This window comes from Cupriavidus sp. 30B13 (genome assembly GCF_049059565.2).
GTDB lineage: Bacteria > Pseudomonadota > Gammaproteobacteria > Burkholderiales > Burkholderiaceae > Cupriavidus.
In genome coordinates, this window is record NZ_CP188224.1 from 951,173 (window position 1) to 965,924 (window position 14,752).

A 14,752-nucleotide genomic window follows, 5' to 3' on the forward strand; every position below is an offset into this window, starting at 1 on the left:
TCACGGACTTTCCCAGGATGTCCCACAGCGCGATATCCACGGCCGAGATGCCGTTCATGACGCCGCTCACCCGCCCGAAGTTGCGCAGGTTGAATTCGAGGTCGTGCTTGATCTGGCCAATGGCCGAAGCATCCTTGCCTATGATCAGTGGCAGGATCTTCGTGCGGATGGTTTCGGCCAGTGCCCGGTCCTTGTTGCGCGAGAACGCCTCGCGCCAGCCGACGACGCCGCTGTCCGTCTCGATGCGGACCAGCGACAGATTCCGCGTCTCAGTGGTCGTCAGCCGTCCGTCGAAACGGTGGTGGCCTCCCACGCATCTATTTCAGCGTTCAATGCCGACAATTTGCCGCGCACGAGGCCGAGTGCGTCGCTACCGAGCAAAAGATGCGCGGGCGGGTGATCCGCAGCAATGGCTGCCAGCATGGCGCGTGCCGCTTTCCCGGGGTCTCCCAGTTGCTTGCCGCTATTTTCCTCGCGGGCTTTGCGGATGGGGTTGAAGATGGCGTCGTAATCCGCAATCGAGCGGGGCGTCCGCGTCATTGAGCGGCCCGCCCAGTCGGTTCGAAATGAGCCGGGAGCCACCGCTGTCACGGCAATGCCGAAGGGCTTGACCTCCTTGCCAAGCGCCTCGGAGATGCCCTCCAGCGCAAACTTGCTCCCGCAGTAGTAGGCGATTCCCGGCATCGTGATGTAGCCGCCCATTGACGTGATATTGAGGATATGCCCGCGACGGCGCTCACGCATGAATGGCAGGACGGCCTTCATCATGGCGACCGCGCCGAATACGTTGACGTCGAACTGCCGGCGCATTTCCGACAGTGGCGATTCTTCCATGATCCCCTCGTGGCCGTAGCCGGCGTTGTTGACCAGCACGTCGATGGGGCCGACCTCGGCTTCGATTTCCGCCACCGAACCGTCGATCGCGCCGAAGTCGGTCACGTCGAGCACACGTCCCCAGGCGGCATTCGCGGACAGGGATTCGAAATCTCGCTTTGCTTGCGCACTTCTCACCGTACCGACGACCTTGTGGCCCGCCGCCAGTGCTTCTCGTGCCAGCGCACGGCCAAAGCCGCTGCCGACGCCGGTGATGAGGAGGATTTTGCTGGATGCCATCGAAGCTTCTCCCAGATGTCGATTGGAGCATGCATGTTAGTCTGGAGAGGTTGGCAGAATAAGCCATGATTTGCTGTTTTTCTTGCATAAAGCTATGAAGCCGAAGAGCCCCGACAGTCACAGCATGGATTCGTCCCACCCAGGCCGGAAACGCATGATTGCCCTGCTGCGCGCGTTGGCACCCGACGAGGGCTACAACCTGACGGCACTGCCGAGCGTCCGCATCCTGCGGTCGAACCGGGCAATGTCGCGCACGCCCGTTCTGTACGATCCCGGTATCGTGATCGTCTGCCAGGGTCGCAAGCGAGGTTATTTCGGCGACCGACTCTATCTGTACGATGAGTGTCACTACCTGGCCGTGTCTGTGCCGGTGCCGTTCAGCATGGAGACCGATGCGACCGATGAGCGCCCGCTGCTCGCACTATATTTGCACCTCGATTTCACGTTGGCCGCCGAACTCGCGGCGCAGATCGACCGCGAAGGCGCAACGGAGCGCGCGCACGCGCCTCAGAGCATGATTTCGACGCCAATCGATGACGCGATGCAGGTATCCGTTTTGCGATTCCTTGAGGCGATGAGCCGGCCGCTCGAAGCTGCCGTGTTGGGGACCGGGCTGCTGCGTGAACTGTATTTCCGCGTGCTCACCGGACCCCAGGGAGGTCCGATGCGCGAGGCTTTGGCGATGCGGGGACAGTTCGGGCGGGTAGGTCGATCGCTCCGCCTGATCCATGCCAGCTATGCGCAGCCCCTCGACGTAAGGCAGCTGGCCGACGAAGCGGGCATGAGCATTCCGAGTTTCCACAGCCACTTCAAGGCAATTACACAGGTCTCGCCGATGCAGTACGTGAAGTCGACGCGATTGCATCAGGCTCGCCTGTTGATGGTGCGCAACGACCTTACCGCGGAAGCGGCGGGACACGCCGTGGGTTACGCCAGCGCGTCCCAGTTCACCAGGGAATTCAAGCGGCTGTTCGGCTTGACGCCCGCTGCGGAGGCGAAGCGTATGCGCGAAAGCTTCGCCGTTCCCCCGGCATTCGCTGATGCGGCTTACGTCTCGTCGCACTGAGATTGCTGCGGTTCGATCTGATCGGCGATCACCGCAACATCTCTTCGGTATGGCCAGTTTTGAGAGTCGGGGAGCAAGAGGCTTCCGCCATCAAGCGCCGCACTGGATTCGGCATGGCGCCCATTTTTGGGGCGGATTGTTAAAGGACTCGATCACTTCGAAAGAACTGGAATGTGCGATTCCGCACACTATGGATAGGGGTTTGATCCGTAAAATTCTCGCCTTTTTTATGGCCTTGGCCTATCTTCGAAATCCGCGCAGTGCGCAGGCATCCTGTATCTCATGCGGTATGAGTGCAACGCGCACTGGCAAAGCGCCAGTCTTGGGCGCGCCTTATCTTTTAGCGCGGTCACATCAACGCGTGATCGTCAGCAATATACGATCCTCGCCGAAGCAAGCAGCCAGTAAAGGGAGACACCATGTCCCAGGATGCGGCAAAGCATCGCAAGCATGCGACACGGTCTCGCTGGAGTGCGATCGCTTTAACTGTGGCTTCCATCTCGTTGATTTTCCTGGCACATGGCTGCAATACCGGAGACGGTACCATTGGCCATATTCTCGTTCCGCAGACGAAACTGGCCGCGGACTGTTTCGCGAAGTTTGCGATCAGCATGCCGGTGTTCGGGCCGGCCGGTTCAGTACCGCGCGTGGACGCAGCGGCTCACCCCAACCTGACCGTAACCATGATGGAGACCGACCAGCAGGTGCTGCCGCCGGGCTCCTACGCCAAATGCGGTTCAGGCGGCACGTTGGGTCAAACGCGCGTCTGGACATACCAGACCACGGATTCCAACACCGGCGCAGTGCTGGGTCCGGCTCACTGGCCGGCGGTCACGATCGTTGCCCAGCGCGGTACTTCGACGCGGACCACATACGTCAATGAGCTGCCGAGCTTCGATCCATCGCATCCGACCGGCCCGGGACTGGTGCAGGGAGAACTGCCATTCGACCAGACAGTGCACTGGGCCGATCCCATGAAGAGCGGTTGTGGGATGCAGTTGCATGGCGTGAGCCCTGGTTCTTCATGCAGGCAGAACTACATCGGTCCGGTTCCCGCCACGGTGCACTTGCATGGCGCCGAACTGCCCGCGGCCTACGACGGCGATCCGGAGTCGTGGTTCACCCCAAATGGCCTGAAAGGTTCCGACTATCACACCACCGGCAACCGAGGCCCGGGCACGGCGATCTATGAATATCCCAATTCGCAGGAACCGGGGACGCTATGGTTCCACGATCATGCTCTGGGAATTACGCGCCTCAACGTTTACGCCGGACTCGCGGGTTTCTATTTTCTCAAGGACTCCAATACAGAGCCGCAGGGATATCCGGGCGGTGCTGAAGAAATCGAGATGGCGGTACAGGATCGGATGTTCGATACGAACGGCCAGCTATATTTGCCGGTTCAGCAGGCCTCCCTCAACCATCCGTTCTGGAGTCCCATCTTCGAGGGCGATGTCGCAGTGGTAAATGGGGCCGCCTTTCCGTTCCTGAACGTCGAGCCGCGACGCTACCGTTTCCATATTTTGAACGGCAGCCTGAATCGGGGATATACATTTGTCTTCGGCAACGCGCCGGTCTACCTGGTCGGGGCCGATGACAACTATTTTGATAGCCCCGTTCCCCTTGCTGTTTCCTCTAGCGGCGTTTCCGAGGGGCTGCCGGTCTCGCCGGGTGAGCGGGCCGACATCATCGTCGATTTCTCCCACTTTGCCGGCCAGACGATCGAGCTCACCAATACGCAGCCAGGCCAGGATGTTCAACTGCCCGATATCATGCAGTTCCGGGTGGCGGCGTCGACGTCGACACCTGACACGAGTTGCGATCCCGCAAATCCGAACGCGTCTACTGGCCTCTGTGCCAGGAAAAGCCCGATGGCTCGCCTGACAGATGGAAACGGCAATGTACTGCCCACGGTGAAAGTCGACAGAGTCAGGCAGATGATCCTTTTCGATCATGTCGAGACGTCGGGCGGCCCGATTCCCACGGATATCAAAGAGTATGTCAATAACACGACGTGGAACGGTCTGGAATCGCCGAGCATTGTCCATGATTTTCCGAGCGACGGCATCAGCGAACTACCGCGCGTGGGGTCGGTTGAAATGTGGGAAATCGTCTATCTCTCGACGATGGCCGGGGCTAGCCATCCGGTTCACCTCCACCTCTCGCAATTCCAGGTTCTCAATCGCCAGGCCATCGATGCAAGTCAATATCTGGCAGACTGGAATAAATCATTCGGCGCGACCGGCAGCAGCCCGGCGCCTCTGCCAGAGGGATGCAAGACGGGTACATATTGCGCCGACTATGGGCCTCCGCTGGACTATTTGACGCCCAATAAAGACGGTGCGCTTGGCGGCAATCCCCCCTTCAGCGGCTACCTCCAGGGCGCCACCATACCGCCAACGTCCGGGGAGTCGGGATGGAAGGATACGGCGGATGCGCATGCAGGACAGGTTCTGAGAATCCTGGTGCGCTGGACGCCTTCAAGCGTTCCCGTAGTTCCCAACCAATCCTACGCAGGACAGAATCTCTACGAGTTTGATCCGACACAGGGATACTATGTCTGGCACTGTCATGTCCTCACTCATGAAGACAGCGAGATGATGCGGCCGTACCGTGTGACGAATTGACGGCGGATACTTGTAGAACGCCGAACCGGAGCCGTCCATGAGGGGCCGAGCCCTCAGGACAGCTTCTCATGCAGCCGTACGAGCCACCACCGCCACATGGGCACCTGATAAAAAAACGGAGTGGTTGCGCCAGTCACACAGGTCGCGATTTCCACGTATTTGCCGGCCACCATCCCGAACCTCGACTTTGGAACTTCATCGCTTTCCAGTTGGCACAACCAGCTCTTCGCGTCATGGATCGTACAGCGGGGGAAGCGGCGTGGCTTACTCGGATCATCCGTCCTCCAATACCACACGGAACGTTGATCCAGCAAAACCCGATAAGTGAAAGGGATGTCCGTTTTTTCCTTGCCGTGGCAAACGTCGCTTACCTGTTCTCCATCACAAGACAACATGTAGACAGTCACTTCATTTTCGAAGGGAATCCAGGCAGCTGTCGTGTTGGGCAAGACCCAAGCGCTTGCGGCGACCATGACATAAGCAATTAGCCGATCCATTCCGCAGCACCTCCCTCAGGATGCCCAGCAACAGGCTCGCGGTCCCTTACACAGAATAATCCTAGCATGATTGCCCCGGCGCGCTGTACCCGGTTACCGGGGTTTGGCCCGGCCTTTGTGAGCCGAACGCATCACGATGAATCTCCAATAAAAGTCTTGACATTGATTCCGTGGAAACAATATTATGTTTCCGAGGAAACAAATTGGATGACCATGAATACGGATGCCATGCACGATGACCCGCTGGAGAGGCATTTAGGCTACTGGATGAGGCTGGTTTCAAACCAGGTATCGGGCGCGTTCGCGCACTCGCTCAGCCAATACGATCTTTCGACAGCCGAGTGGGTCGCGCTGAACAGGATAGAGCGGACGCAGGATCTGACGAGTTCCACGCTTTCCGCATCCATGAGCATGACGCGAGGCGCGGTTTCGAAAATCCTCGACAAGCTGGAATCCAAGGCCTTGATCAAGCGCAGTGCGAGCCGCGATGACAACCGGGTCCAGTTCTTGTCGCTTACACGCGATGGCCGGCGCCTGTTGCCCGTTCTGACGGAAGTTGCGAACGGCAACGATGACCGGTTCTTTTCGGTCCTGGACGAGAGCGAGCGGACTGCTCTTCGCCTGGCACTGCAAAAACTCGCGGACATCCATGCGTTCCGCAATGTGCCGATTGAATGACTGTTCGCTGTTCAAGGATAGATGAGACATGATGAGCAAAGCCATCGAGAATCTTGTGTCGGCGCAGCGACGGGCCACGGAAGGACGGCCGGAGGTGGGCGGATTTCCATATCTCGCCGAAACCTTGCGCCGGGCCGGCGTGACGTCGAACGTGTGGCATCTGCCCTCGTGCCAAAGCACCTATGTCACGGAGCTCGGCACCGTGGTCCAGCAGTGGGAGCCCTTGGCCACGGGGACGGTCGAGGTCCCGTCCTTCGATAGCGACGCGCTGATCGCAGCCCTCAGAGCGGATCAGTCCGGCAAAACAACGTTCCCGGAATTTCTTTCGGCAGCGTGGCAAGCCGGGGTCATTCGCTACGAGGTGGATCTGGCCAAGCGTTGCGTGACCTATTTCGGCAGTCTCGGCAAGTACTACCTTGAGCACTACCCGGAAGCGGCGATCTGACGAGAAGGAACGGCACGTCACTTCCGGGATGCCCGGGTCGTCGAGGCCAATGTCGTCGAGGCCCATTGCCGCAATCCGGCGCCCCGGGTGTGTAGGGGCCGCCACGCCGGCCCGCCTTGCGCAGTCCCACGTTACGAGACGGTGATGCCGTGGTTTACGAAAACTCCGCCGGAAAGCAAAATGGCGCCATCCCCGGAGCCGATGTGCGAGGAGGGTGGATGCCAAGCACCAGAAAAGCCAGGCTGCGGGCCACGCCGTCCACAACAGTCATGGCACCGCCGCGGGTGGCACCGCCCTCCACGGCGCTGGAACCCGCCACGCTCAGCCACCAGGCGTTTGACACGCTGTGGCACGAAGAAATCACCGTGCGGCGCCAGGTGATCGCCGACGCCGGCGTCACTCTCCACTGAGGCGGGGCGAGCCATGGACGATGCGCGAGACCCGGTCGTGCCGCACCTGCGCTTCATCACAGACTCGCTGACCGAGCGCGGCGCGTTCGAACTGTGGCATGAGCGTGTCTCAGGCTTCTATGAGACGCTGAAAAGCCCCGCCGGCGACGAGATATTCCGCATGGAGACCTTGTCCTGGCATCTGGGCGAGCTGCTGGCCGTCCATGCGCGCTACTCGACGCGCGAGCAAGCACGGCCGGTGAAGAAGATCCGCGCCGACCAGGTTGACCACTATCGGCTGATCCTGCAACTGGAAGGCGCGCTGCGCGTCGATGCAGACGGGCGCCGCGTGCAGATCAATCCAGGTCAGCTCTTGCTGACCGACATGTCGCGGCCCGAACGCTATTCCATCGATGCCGGATCGAACATCATTCTGTTCCTGCCGCGCGAGATGCTCGACGCGGCCTTGCCCTCGCCGCTGAATCTGCATGGCGTGGTACTGCAGGGCGCCGCGGCGTCGATGCTGGTGGCCCACCTCAGATCGCTGGTGAGCCAGGTCAACGACGTGCGGCGCTCCGAGGCTTCCCCGATCGCGCATTCGACGCTGCACCTGGTGGCTGCCGCCGTGGCGCCGGCCGCGCGCACGCTGGAGGCGCGTCCGGCGATCGAAGCCGCGCTGCTGCGCCAGGCATGCCGCTACATCGAGTTGCACCTCACTGACCCGAGCCTGTCGCCGCAGGCGATCGCCGCCGCCTTCAGGATTTCGCGCGCGACGCTCTATCGGCTGTTCGAGCCGCTGGGCGGCGTGGCCGCCTTCGTCAAGGAGCGGCGCCTGCGGCGCGTGCATGGCATGCTCGCTTCGCCCGGAGCGCGGCACCACCTGGCAACGCTGGCCGAGGCGCACGGCTACTCCGACGCGTCGGCGTTGAGCCGCGCCTTCAGGCAGCAGTTCGGCTACAGCCCGAGCGAGGCGCGCACGCACGGGCAGTCGATGGCGGTGCCGGCCGCGTCCACTTCGGAGGTATCGGCCTCGACGGTGCTGACCGACTGGCTGCGGTCCTTGCGCGGCTGAGGCATTGACGTAGATCAGGGCCTCCTGCTTTGAGACGGATTGCCATGAATTGAGACGGCGCACCCTTCACGCTGCGGCCGGCGGTTCCTACATTCTGACCATGCCCGGGCGATTGCCGCCGGAAGATCGGGCAACCGTATCTTCCAGGCCAGGAGTTCGCTCCCAAAGCACTGAAGTCCCCCTGGCACGGCCGCGCCGACAGGGAACGTACTGTCTCCATTCATCGAGGTATCCTGCATGTCGCTTCAACTTACACGCCGCTCGTTTCACCGTCTGGCCGTCCGCGGCGCGGCACTCATCGGCAGCCATGCACTGTGGCCTCTGCTGGCCCGTGCCGACGAGCCGGCCGATGTGCCCTGGGTTTCCGACGATCCGCATCTCGGCGGCAACTTCCTGCCGGTGCGGCGCGAGGTCGACGTTGGCGACCTGCGGGTGATTTCGGGGCGGATTCCCGCCGACTTGCGCGGCGTCTACATGCGCAACGGCCCCAACCCGGAATTCAAGCCAATCGGCTATGCCTATCCGCTCGACGGCGACGGCATGATCCATGCCGTCTACATCGAGGGCGGGAAGGCCCGCTACCGCAACCGCTTCGTGAAGACGGAAAGCCTGACGGTGGAGCGCCGCGCCGGCCGGGCCGTCTTCGGCAGCTTCACGCATCCGGTGCCGGTCGATCCCGACGTGTTCCTGCCGGGTGAAGTCCCCTCGCAAATCAAGAACGGCGCCTTCGTCAACATCATCCGGCACGGCGGCCGCCTGATCGCGCTCAACGAAGCCACGACCAGCTATGAGATGAGCGCGGAGCTGGACACCGTCGGCCAGTGGACCGCAGGCGGGACCGAACCGCTGCGCCTGGGCGCCCACAACCGGCACCACCCGCGCACGGGTGATCTTTATGCGCTCGAATACAGCTGGCGCACGCCGACGGTGAAGTTTCACCGCATCAACCCTGCGGGGGTGCTGGTGAACACGCGGTCCGTGGAACTGCCGATGCCGACGATGATCCATGACTTCATCCTGACGGAGCACTACGTGGTCCTCATTGCCGGGCCGGCGGTGTTCGACGCCCAGGCGGCGAAAGCCGGCCAGTCGATGCTGCAATGGCGCCCCGATCTGGGCATGCGGATCGCCTTGCTGCCGCTGGACGGCGGCGCGCCCGTCTGGATCGAGGGCGAGCCCTTTTTTGTCTTCCACTTCGCCAACGGCTTCGAACGCGGCCGGCAGATCGTCGTGGACTACGTGCAGCACGACAAGTTTGCATTGGCGAACGGCCCCGTGCCCACCTTCAAGCGCATGACCATCGATCCGGCGCGCCGCAGCTTCAAGGTCGCCGGCTTCTCGGACGAGATCACCGAATTCCCGCGCTTCAATCACCTGCGCGAGGCGCTGCCCACTCGCTTCGTCTACATGCCGACCCTGACTTCCTCGCTCAAGGTGGCCAACCCGCCCTCGGCGGTGTTCAACACGGTGCTCAAGCTCGATACCGAGACCGGCCGATACACGCGCCATGAGCTGGGCAACCAGATCGTCGGCGAGGCCGCCTTCGTGCCAAAGCCAGGCGGCCGGACGGAGGACGATGGCTACCTGGCGGCCTTCGCTTACGATCCGGTGCGCCAGGGCAGCAACCTGGTGCTGCTGGATGCGCGCCGGATCGAGGAGCCCCCGGTCGCCGTGATCGAGATGCCCCAGCGCGTGCCGCAGGGACTGCACGGCAACTGGATCCCCCGCGCCTGATGCGCCTGCCGGGCGGCCATCGCGCGGGCGTGGTGGCGAAATCGGGGCGACGCCTACGCCAATCGCAGATCCCACAGCACGTCGAGCACGTGTTGCGTGGAGCGCTCAACGTACCCCGCACGATGTGCAATGCCGAGCCGGCGCCACAACGCCGGGCGCAGCGGCCGCATGACGATGCGCGCGTCGGGTGATGGCGTAGTGGCCTCATGGGGCAACAGCGCCGCGCCGTAGCCCGCCGCTACCAGACTCTTGATCGCGTCGTTGTAGTTGAGCTGAATGCGCGGCGTGGGATGGTGCCCCCCGGCCGCGAACCATTCCGCGGTCAGGCGCGACAGGCGCGTGGTCGCGTCATTGAGAATGAGCGGCTGGGCGGCTAGCCAGTCGGGCGTGACGCGGGCCGGAGACCGCCAATGCGCCGGCACAAAGGCCATCACCGGGTCGCGGCGCCAAGGCTTTATCACCAGTCCTGCCGCCGGCGGCTGAGGCAGTGCGACCAGCCCGACGTCCAGCGTTCCATCGGCCAGCCGGGACAGCGTTTCCTGCGAAGTGAGGATCGCAACCTGAATGTCGATGGCGGGATGGTGCTGGCGCAGCACCTCCAGCGCTTGCGGCAACAGGTGCGCGATCACGCCAGTCGACGCCCCGAGCCGCGCGCGCCCTTCGAGCCCCTGCACCTGGCGTTGAATATCGTCCAACGCCTGCTCTGCATCGGCCAGCAGCCGGCGCGCGCGCTCCACCAGCACCTCGCCGATCGCCGACGGCCTGACATGTCCGCGCTTGCGGGACAGGAGAGGCGCCCCAATGCGGTCTTCGAGTTCAGCGATGTGGAGGCTGACCGTGGGCGGCGCCAGGTGCAATGCACGCGCCGCATCGGCAAACGAGCCGCGGTCGGCAATGGCGACCAGAGTGCGCAAACGGTCCAGGCTGATCTCTCGCATGTCGGCATCCAGATTCAGAAAAGCTGAATATCAGCGTTATCAAATTCAACTTTCTCTATTCTAGCGGTCCGGGGAACATAGGGGCTCGTTGTACTTGTCACAACCACAGTCACCGGAGTATTTCCCGTATGCGCTCTCCTGTTGTTTTCATCGACGGCGACCAAGGCACCACCGGGTTGCAGATCCACGAACGGCTGCGCGGCCGGACCGACCTTCGGCTGTCCACGCTTGCCGCCGCGGAGCGCAAAGACCCGCGGCGCCGCGCGGAAGCCATCAACGCCTGCGACATCGCCGTTCTTTGCTTGCCGGATGCCGCCGCGCGCGAGGCGGTGGACGCCATCGTCAATCCCGCCGTCAGAGTCATCGACGCAAGCTCCGCCCACCGCACGCAGCCGGACTGGACATACGGCTTCCCGGAAATGGCGCCGGGACAGGCCGAGCGCATTGCGAACGCACGCCGGGTCACCAATCCCGGCTGCTATCCGACCGGCGCAATTGCCTCGCTGCGTCCCCTGTTGCAGGCCGGGCTCATGCCTGGCGACTACCCTGTCAGCATTCATGCGGTGTCCGGCTACTCCGGACGCGGGCGTGCCGGCGTGGAGGAATATGAAGGGCAGGGCGCCGTCAACGCGCCTTCATACCAGGTGTACGGCCTGGAACTCGCGCACAAGCACACGCCGGAGATCCAGCGCCACGCCGGGCTCGCGCAGCGTCCCATCTTCGTCCCCGCGCTGGGTGCGTTCCGCCAGGGCATCGTGCTGACGGTGCCCCTGGCGCTGCGGCTGCTGGCGCCCGGCGTGGATGGCGCCACGTTGCACGCATGCCTGGCGCGCCACTACGCCGGAGCGGCCCACGTACGTGTCTTGCCGCTGGACGAATCGTCCGCCGTGAAGCACCTGGATCCACAAGTGCTGAACGGCACGAACGACATCTGCTTGAGCGTATTTCCCAACATGGAACACGGCCACGTCCTGCTGTCCGCGGTTTTCGACAACCTCGGCAAAGGCGCATCCGGCGCTGCGGTCCAGAACCTGAACCTCATGCTCGCGCGGCAATAGTGGCCGACGCCAGTCCGGTGGCGGCCGTCGCATGGCGGCGGCGCCATCGGGCGGGCATCGCCTCCTGGCTTGCCCGATCCTTTCAGCCTTCGCCTTCTTTAAGCACGTCGAGTGCGGCGGCGCACGCGCCGCGCAATTGCTCTCGCATCAGTGCCTGGACATTGTCGGCCCGCCGGACGATCGCATCGCGAATGCGCACTGCCTGCTCGAACGAGGCGCGCATGCGTCCGCCGCGCGCCATGGCGATGCGCCGCAGGCGCCGTACCGGCCCGATCAGGCTCTGATGCGTTTCCTGCAGCGTCCGGTTATCCGCGATCACCATGACGATGGTGTAGAAGCGGTCCAGCGCGTCGACGTAGGACCCCGCATCGTCGGCGTCTACCGCCATTCGCATCGCGTCGAGCACGTCATCGAGCTGCGCCGTGCCCAGTGGATTGATACGTTCCGATGCCACCTGCACGGCAAGGCATTCGAGAGCGGCCCGCACCGTATAGATTTCTTCCACGTCGCGCGGCGTCACGGAACGCACATGGGCGCCGACGCGCGACAGAATGGTCACCAGGCCTTCGCGCTCAAGCTGGGTAAACGCTTCCCGCATGGGCGTGCGGCTGACATTCAGTTGCTTTGCAATCTGAACCTCCGACAGGCGGCTGCCCGGCGCCAGTACGCCCTCCACGATGGCTTCGCGCAGCGCGGGCACGACCAGCCCCTCACTGAGCGAATCGCTGGATCCATCGGCGGTCCGCTGGCGCTCGCGATACTTGCTTGCGATCGATTCGAGCGTCCGTGTCTGCTTGCTGCGTTTCGCAGCCCCTTGCGATCTCATGGTTGCAGCTGAGGCCATTGACTTCTCCCGGGTCATTGCATACGCTGTATACAGGGTATACGAAGTATACACGAAGGAGCCCACATGGAGCCCAAATCGTTCTCGCAGCCGGTGCGCATCGAGCGCAGCGGTGGCATATTGACTTTCACCCTCAATCGGCCGGAAGCCGGCAACGAGGTGTCGGGCCCGATGTTCGAGGCCATGATGGCCGCCTTGCGCGGTGAAGTCGAGCGCCCGGCGGCCCGCGTGCTGCGCCTGCGCGCGGCCGGCGACGTCTTTTGCACCGGGCGCGAACGGGCGGGGCGCGATGCCGAGTCCGTGCACGGTGAGGTGAGCCGGCTCATCGAGCTGAAGCGGCTCTTGCGTTCCACGTCTCTCATTTCCGTGGCGCAAGTGCAAGGCGACGCACAAGGGTTCGGCTTCGGCATCGCCATTCTTTGCGACTTCACCCTGGTGTCGTCGCGCGCCTCCCTCGGTTTTCCCGAAATGCGCAAGGGGCTGCCCCCGGCAGCGATCATGGCCTACCTCGGGCGCTACGGCCTTCCCAAGCAGTTGTTTCCGATGGTCCTGCTTGGCGATGCCTTGACGCCGGCCGCGGCATTGCAGGCCGGCCTGATCACGCAGGTTGTGGAGCCGGCGCGTCTGCAAGCAGACACGGACGCGCTGATTGCCCGCCTTGTCGAGCTCGACGAAGCCGGGGCACGCCAGTGCAAGGCGTTCTTCCAGGCAGCGCAGGAAGGCTCGGTCGAGCAGAACTTCCGTTGCGCGACCGAAATGCTCACCGCCACAAGTCTGCGTCTCATGCAACGCCGCTGACGCGTTCCTCATCCATCAGAACAATGAACGGCGCCCGCCAGGGCCGATTCCGGCATGGGGCGCGCCGACCGGAGACAACCATGCACGTCAACGCAGGTCCCAGGCTCGATCGCTTGCCGATGTCGCCGTTTCACCGGCGCATCATGGGGTTGATCGGCCTGGGCATGTTCTTCGATGGCTTTGACATCTACGTTGCCTCCACCGTGCTCGGCGCAACGCTGAACACGGGCTTTTCCACGCTCGAGCAGAACGCGCTCTTTGTCTCGATGACGTTCCTGGGCATGATGCTCGGCTCGCTTGGCACGGGCTTTCTCGGCGACCGCTTCGGCCGGCGCTTTACCTATCAGGCGAATCTCGCCATCTTCGGCCTGGCTTCGCTCTGTGCGGCATTTGCGCCGTCGATGGCGGTGCTCATTGCCTGCCGGTTCGTCATGGGCCTCGGGCTTGGCGCGGAGAATGTCGTGGGCTACTCGACGCTGGCCGAGTTCGTGCCGCCGCGTTCGCGCGGAAGGCTGCAGGGATGGATGGCCGTCTTCGTCGTCACGGGGCTTCCCGTCGCCGGGCTTGCCGGCCTGCTGGTGATTCCGGCATTCGGCTGGCGTGCCATGTTCGTCCTCGGCGGCATGGGCGCGCTCGCCGTCTGGTATGCGCGCAAGTCGCTCCCCGAGTCGCCGCGCTGGCTCGATTCGGTTGGCCGGCACGACGAAGCGGAGGCGCTGCTGCAGCGTATCGAAGGCGAAGTCATGGCGTCCCGGGGCGGGGCACCGCTGCCTGCCGCCGCGGCGCCCTCGGCAGCCGCCGTGGCTCCGCTCGGCCTCGGCTCGCTTTTCGGCGGCGCCATGCTGCGGCGAATGATCGTCGGCTGCATCACGCTGATCGTCGTCAATACACTGCTGTACGGATTCATCACCTGGCTGCCCACGTTCTTCGTGCACCAGGGCCTGAGCATCGCGAAGTCGTTCGGCTACGCGCTCGTGATGGCGTTCGGCGCGCCGGTCGGCTCCGCGATCGGGGCGCTCACCGCGGATACCTGGGGCCGAAAGCCGACCATCATCGGCGCATCGCTGGCGGCCATCGTCTTCGGCGCGCTGTATCCGTTCGTCACGAATCCACTGCTGATTCCCGTCGTCGGTTTCCTGCTGACCGTGCCGATCTACGTGCTGGTGGCGCTGCTCATTGCCATCTACGTGCCTGAACTGTTCCCGACCGCGGTGCGTTTGCGCGCCTCGGGGATCTGCAACTCGCTCGGGCGTGGCGCCACCATCGTTACCCCGTTTCTCGTCGTCGCCCTGTTCGGCAGGTACGGCATCGTCGGCGTGCAGGCGCTGATGGTGAGCTTGCTCGCCGTGCAAGTCGCCGTGGTGGCCTGGCTCGGCGTCGAGCCAAGCGGACGGGGACTCGAGGACCTGACGCCGCCCGGCGCCGCGCCTCGACAGGTTCCCGGCGCCATGGGCGCGGACGCCAGCGCATCGTTGTTCAAGTAATCGAAGGAG

At 63.4% G+C, this 14,752-nt stretch carries 14 protein-coding genes and 1 pseudogene; 10 read left to right on the top strand and 5 right to left on the bottom strand.

All coding sequences use genetic code 11. The features are described 5' to 3' along the window. Positions 1-34: 34 nt before the first annotated feature. Both ACKI2N_RS23560 and ACKI2N_RS23565 read right to left on the bottom strand, forming a co-directional pair. A pseudogene (locus ACKI2N_RS23560) lies at positions 35-313 on the bottom strand (hypothetical protein); the annotation flags it as partial. Continuing rightward, a complete protein-coding gene (locus tag ACKI2N_RS23565; RefSeq protein ID WP_420993164.1) occupies positions 280-1,113 on the bottom strand; it encodes an oxidoreductase in 834 nt (277 codons plus the stop codon). The gene ACKI2N_RS23565 and the pseudogene ACKI2N_RS23560, both read right to left, overlap by 34 nt. A 154-nt stretch (positions 1,114-1,267) precedes the next feature. Here ACKI2N_RS23565 and ACKI2N_RS23570 point away from each other — a divergent pair, with 154 nt between their 5' ends. Both ACKI2N_RS23570 and ACKI2N_RS23575 read left to right on the top strand, forming a co-directional pair. Next, entirely contained in the window at positions 1,268-2,179 is a 912-nt protein-coding gene (locus ACKI2N_RS23570; RefSeq protein WP_420993165.1) for an AraC family transcriptional regulator N-terminal domain-containing protein, read from the top strand. Between the two features lie 419 nt (positions 2,180-2,598). Next, positions 2,599-4,806: a multicopper oxidase family protein gene (locus ACKI2N_RS23575; protein ID WP_420993166.1), complete on the top strand. Its 2,208-nt coding sequence runs from the start codon at positions 2,599-2,601 to the stop codon at positions 4,804-4,806. A 53-nt stretch (positions 4,807-4,859) separates the two neighbouring features. Here ACKI2N_RS23575 and ACKI2N_RS23580 read toward each other — a convergent pair whose 3' ends face one another. After that, complete coding sequence (locus ACKI2N_RS23580) at positions 4,860-5,303, bottom strand: hypothetical protein (RefSeq protein ID WP_420993167.1); 444 nt, start codon at positions 5,301-5,303, stop codon at positions 4,860-4,862. Between the two features lie 207 nt (positions 5,304-5,510). Here ACKI2N_RS23580 and ACKI2N_RS23585 point away from each other — a divergent pair, with 207 nt between their 5' ends. From ACKI2N_RS23585 to ACKI2N_RS23605, 5 genes are all read left to right on the top strand, one after another. Beyond that, on the top strand, positions 5,511-5,981 hold the full coding sequence (locus ACKI2N_RS23585) for a MarR family winged helix-turn-helix transcriptional regulator (protein WP_420993168.1): 471 nt from the start codon (positions 5,511-5,513) through the stop codon (positions 5,979-5,981). Between the two features lie 28 nt (positions 5,982-6,009). Further along, positions 6,010-6,426, top strand: coding sequence for a DUF1398 domain-containing protein (locus tag ACKI2N_RS23590; RefSeq protein ID WP_420993169.1), 417 nt, complete (start codon positions 6,010-6,012; stop codon positions 6,424-6,426). A 218-nt stretch (positions 6,427-6,644) separates the two neighbouring features. Beyond that, the gene (locus ACKI2N_RS23595; protein WP_420993170.1) at positions 6,645-6,836 is read left to right on the top strand and encodes a hypothetical protein; all 192 of its coding nucleotides are present in this window, start codon (positions 6,645-6,647) and stop codon (positions 6,834-6,836) included. A 13-nt stretch (positions 6,837-6,849) separates the two neighbouring features. Further along, complete coding sequence (locus ACKI2N_RS23600) at positions 6,850-7,887, top strand: helix-turn-helix domain-containing protein (protein WP_420993171.1); 1,038 nt, start codon at positions 6,850-6,852, stop codon at positions 7,885-7,887. Between the two features lie 237 nt (positions 7,888-8,124). Next, the gene (locus tag ACKI2N_RS23605) at positions 8,125-9,621 is read left to right on the top strand and encodes a carotenoid oxygenase family protein (RefSeq protein WP_420993172.1); all 1,497 of its coding nucleotides are present in this window, start codon (positions 8,125-8,127) and stop codon (positions 9,619-9,621) included. A 53-nt stretch (positions 9,622-9,674) separates the two neighbouring features. On the opposite strand, the gene ACKI2N_RS23610 is transcribed toward ACKI2N_RS23605, so the two are convergent. Continuing rightward, the gene (locus ACKI2N_RS23610) at positions 9,675-10,559 is read right to left on the bottom strand and encodes a LysR family transcriptional regulator (protein WP_420993173.1); all 885 of its coding nucleotides are present in this window, start codon (positions 10,557-10,559) and stop codon (positions 9,675-9,677) included. Between the two features lie 128 nt (positions 10,560-10,687). Here ACKI2N_RS23610 and argC point away from each other — a divergent pair, with 128 nt between their 5' ends. Further along, positions 10,688-11,617 carry an N-acetyl-gamma-glutamyl-phosphate reductase gene (gene argC / locus ACKI2N_RS23615; protein ID WP_420993174.1) on the top strand — a complete coding sequence of 310 codons (930 nt, stop codon included), beginning with the start codon at positions 10,688-10,690 and terminating at the stop codon, positions 11,615-11,617. 82 nt (positions 11,618-11,699) lie between these two features. On the opposite strand, the gene ACKI2N_RS23620 is transcribed toward argC, so the two are convergent. Continuing rightward, positions 11,700-12,461: a GntR family transcriptional regulator gene (locus ACKI2N_RS23620; RefSeq protein WP_420993175.1), complete on the bottom strand. Its 762-nt coding sequence runs from the start codon at positions 12,459-12,461 to the stop codon at positions 11,700-11,702. Positions 12,462-12,527: 66 nt separating this feature from the next. Here ACKI2N_RS23620 and ACKI2N_RS23625 point away from each other — a divergent pair, with 66 nt between their 5' ends. Together ACKI2N_RS23625 and ACKI2N_RS23630 are read left to right on the top strand one after the other, a co-directional pair. Continuing rightward, positions 12,528-13,259: an enoyl-CoA hydratase/isomerase family protein gene (locus ACKI2N_RS23625; protein ID WP_420993176.1), complete on the top strand. Its 732-nt coding sequence runs from the start codon at positions 12,528-12,530 to the stop codon at positions 13,257-13,259. Positions 13,260-13,339: 80 nt separating this feature from the next. Continuing rightward, positions 13,340-14,743, top strand: a complete 1,404-nt coding sequence (locus ACKI2N_RS23630) for an MFS transporter (protein ID WP_420993177.1) — start codon at positions 13,340-13,342, stop codon at positions 14,741-14,743. Positions 14,744-14,752: the final 9 nt, after the last annotated feature.

Bases quoted from the DNA above. Each gene is read 5' to 3' on its own strand.
- ACKI2N_RS23625 (WP_420993176.1), top strand. From the start codon at position 12,528: ATGGAGCCCAAATCGTTCTCGCAGCCGGTGCGCATCGAGCGCAGCGGT.
- ACKI2N_RS23590 (WP_420993169.1), top strand. From the start codon at position 6,010: ATGATGAGCAAAGCCATCGAGAATCTTGTGTCGGCGCAGCGACGGGCC.
- argC (WP_420993174.1), top strand. From the start codon at position 10,688: ATGCGCTCTCCTGTTGTTTTCATCGACGGCGACCAAGGCACCACCGGG.
- ACKI2N_RS23605 (WP_420993172.1), top strand. From the start codon at position 8,125: ATGTCGCTTCAACTTACACGCCGCTCGTTTCACCGTCTGGCCGTCCGC.
- ACKI2N_RS23585 (WP_420993168.1), top strand. From the start codon at position 5,511: ATGACCATGAATACGGATGCCATGCACGATGACCCGCTGGAGAGGCAT.
- ACKI2N_RS23620 (WP_420993175.1), bottom strand. From the start codon at position 12,461: ATGGCCTCAGCTGCAACCATGAGATCGCAAGGGGCTGCGAAACGCAGC.
- ACKI2N_RS23570 (WP_420993165.1), top strand. From the start codon at position 1,268: ATGATTGCCCTGCTGCGCGCGTTGGCACCCGACGAGGGCTACAACCTG.
- ACKI2N_RS23575 (WP_420993166.1), top strand. From the start codon at position 2,599: ATGTCCCAGGATGCGGCAAAGCATCGCAAGCATGCGACACGGTCTCGC.
- ACKI2N_RS23580 (WP_420993167.1), bottom strand. From the start codon at position 5,303: ATGGATCGGCTAATTGCTTATGTCATGGTCGCCGCAAGCGCTTGGGTC.
- ACKI2N_RS23600 (WP_420993171.1), top strand. From the start codon at position 6,850: ATGGACGATGCGCGAGACCCGGTCGTGCCGCACCTGCGCTTCATCACA.
- ACKI2N_RS23595 (WP_420993170.1), top strand. From the start codon at position 6,645: ATGCCAAGCACCAGAAAAGCCAGGCTGCGGGCCACGCCGTCCACAACA.
- ACKI2N_RS23610 (WP_420993173.1), bottom strand. From the start codon at position 10,559: ATGCGAGAGATCAGCCTGGACCGTTTGCGCACTCTGGTCGCCATTGCC.
- ACKI2N_RS23630 (WP_420993177.1), top strand. From the start codon at position 13,340: ATGCACGTCAACGCAGGTCCCAGGCTCGATCGCTTGCCGATGTCGCCG.
- ACKI2N_RS23565 (WP_420993164.1), bottom strand. From the start codon at position 1,113: ATGGCATCCAGCAAAATCCTCCTCATCACCGGCGTCGGCAGCGGCTTT.